This is a genomic window from Sphingopyxis sp. (assembly GCF_036402335.1).
Classification (GTDB): domain Bacteria; phylum Pseudomonadota; class Alphaproteobacteria; order Sphingomonadales; family Sphingomonadaceae; genus Sphingopyxis.
Window position 1 is genome coordinate 1 of record NZ_DASWTD010000194.1, and the last position, 2,476, is coordinate 2,476.

Consider the following 2,476-nt stretch of genomic DNA (forward strand, 5'->3'; position numbering starts at 1 on the left):
GGCACGCGACCTTGCAAAGGCCGAACGTGCGACCGCCGACGTCTGCGCGGCGGCGGCGGCCGGCGGCGGCAGCTTCGAACTGATCGAGCTCGACCTCGCTTCGCTCGCCAGCGTTCGCGCGGCCGCCGACCGCCTGGTCGCCGATGGCCGCGCGTTCGATATCGTGATTGCCAATGCCGGCGTCATGGCGCCGCCGTTCGGGCACACCGCCGACGGGTTCGAGACCCAGTTCGGGACCAACCACCTTGGCCACTTCGTCTTTGTGAACCGGATTGCCGGGCTGATTTCCGACGGCGGGCGGCTCGTCAATCTGTCTTCGGCGGGACACCGCTTTGCCGATGTCGATCTGGACGATCCGGGTTTCGAGAAGGCCGCCTATGATCCGTGGATCGCCTACGGCCGGTCGAAGACTGCCAATATCCTGTTCGCGGTGGAGTTCGATCGCCGGCACAAGGATCGCGGCGTGCGCGCGACCGCGGTTCATCCGGGCGGTATCCGCACCGAACTCGGTCGCCATATGAGCGAGGCCGACGAAGCGGCGTTGATCGCGTCGATTGCCGAGGCCAATGCCGCGGCCGGGCTGCCGCCGTTCGTCTACAAGAGCATCCCCCAAGGCGCCGCGACGTCGGTCTGGGCGGCGGTGGTTGCCGATGCCGATGCGGTCGGCGGGCGCTATTGCGAGGATTGTCATGTCGGCGAGCTCGTCGAAGGCGAAGGCCTGCGCGGGGGGTATCGCCCCTATGCGCTCGATGCGGGCCGCGCCGCGGCGCTATGGGCCAAAAGCGAAGACCTGGTCGGCGAGACGTTCTGATCTATCCGGTTGAACGGGCGGCCCGTAGCGAAAGGGAGCAAGCTCAGCTACGGGCCGCAACAGTATCTCTACTGCTTTGGTAGAGTGACAGCAGTGCCGGCACTTGGCTAGACAGGGTGAATTCGAAACAGCGCAGCAACCACTCGATTCATCGCCCGATATGCCATCGCAGCAAAAGACCAGAACCGGACTGATCATTCGCCATGTTCCCCACGAAGGGCTGGCGGGCTATCGCGAACCGATCGAAGCTGCGGGCTACGACCTCGCGCGCATCGACGTAAGCGATCCGGCGTTCGGCACGATCGATCTCTGCGAGCCCGATTTGCTCATCATGATGGGCGGGCCGATGGGCGTCTACGAGCAGCATGAACATCGCTGGATCGCATGCCAGATGCGCCGCCTCGCGCGCCGGCTCGACGCGGGGCTCCCGACGCTTGGTGTATGTTTCGGTGCGCAAATGATGGCCGCGGCGCTCGGCGCCCGGGTTTATCCCGGACCGGCAAAGGAAGTCGGATTCCATTCCCTCGATTTCGTCGATCCGGCCTCGCCGTTGCGGCACCTCGCGGGTACGCCCGTGCTGCACTGGCACGGCGATACATTCGAGCTGCCGGATGACGTCGAATTGCTCGCATCGACCACCGCCTATCCGCATCAGGCGTTCCGCCGCGGCAATGCGATACTGGCGCTCCAGTTCCATGCCGAAATGGGCCTGGATCCGCGCTTCGAGGAATGGCTTCGTCAATGGCCCGATGCCCTTGCGGAAACCGGCGGGTCGGCCGAAACGATGCGCGAGCTTCACGGCCGGCTCGGTCCCCCTGCCGTTGCCGCTGGCCGCGCCATGATCGCCGAATGGCTGGCCGGCCTGCCGGATTGAGCGCGCCCGCCGGGTCCAAGTTTTTCTTTGGCTATCGCGAGGTCGCCGCCGCTTGCCTCATCCCGCCGCGCGTGCAAGGGCCACGCTAGCAAGCGGCAGGAGACCAAAGCGATGAATTTCGACGTGGTGATTGTGGGCGCGGGCCATGGCGGCGCGCAGGTCGCCGTGATGCTGCGGACGCAGAAATTCGCAGGGACCATCGCAATCATCGGCGACGAACCCGAACTGCCCTACGAACGCCCCCCTCTGTCGAAGGAATATTTCGCGGGCGAAAAGGAATTCGAGCGCATCCAGCTGCGCCCCGCAAAATACTGGGACGAGCGTGAGGTGACGATGCTGCTCGGCAAGCGTGTGGTGTCGGTGGACGCCGCGGCTCATACGGTTGCCACCGACGGCGGCGAGACCATCGGTTATGGCAAGCTCGTCTGGGCCACGGGCGGCGCTCCGCGCATGCTGCCGATCCCCGGCGGCGACCTTCCGGGCGTGCAGGGCGTGCGCACGCGCGCCGATGCCGACGCGATGAAGGCGGCGTCCGAAACCGCAAACCAGATCGTTGTGATCGGCGGCGGCTATATCGGGCTGGAAGCCGCTGCGGTGCTGCGCAAGGCGGGCAAGCAGGTCGTGCTTCTCGAAGCGCAGAACCGCGTGCTCGCGCGCGTCGCGGGCGAGCCGCTTTCGGCCTTCTATGAAGCGACCCACCGTGCGCATGGTGTCGACCTGCGCACGGGCGTCCTCGTCGAGAGCGTTGAAGGTCGAGACGGCCGGGTATCGGGCGTCCGGCTTGGCGACGG

The 2,476-nt window shown here is 66.2% G+C and carries 3 protein-coding genes; all 3 read left to right on the top strand.

Annotation, left to right across the window (positions count from 1 at the left end):
* On the top strand, nucleotides 1-811 hold an 811-nt coding region (locus VGD20_RS06140), incomplete at its 5' end, for an SDR family NAD(P)-dependent oxidoreductase (protein ID WP_331133607.1).
* A gap of 160 nt (nucleotides 812-971) precedes the next feature.
* Complete coding sequence (locus VGD20_RS06145) at nucleotides 972-1,685, top strand: glutamine amidotransferase (protein ID WP_331133608.1); 714 nt, start codon at nucleotides 972-974, stop codon at nucleotides 1,683-1,685.
* 111 nt (nucleotides 1,686-1,796) lie between these two features.
* The coding region (locus tag VGD20_RS06150; RefSeq protein WP_331133609.1) for an NAD(P)/FAD-dependent oxidoreductase at nucleotides 1,797-2,476 on the top strand (680 nt) is incomplete at its 3' end.

Bases quoted from the DNA above. Each gene is read 5' to 3' on its own strand.
- VGD20_RS06145 (WP_331133608.1), top strand. From the start codon at position 972: ATGCCATCGCAGCAAAAGACCAGAACCGGACTGATCATTCGCCATGTT.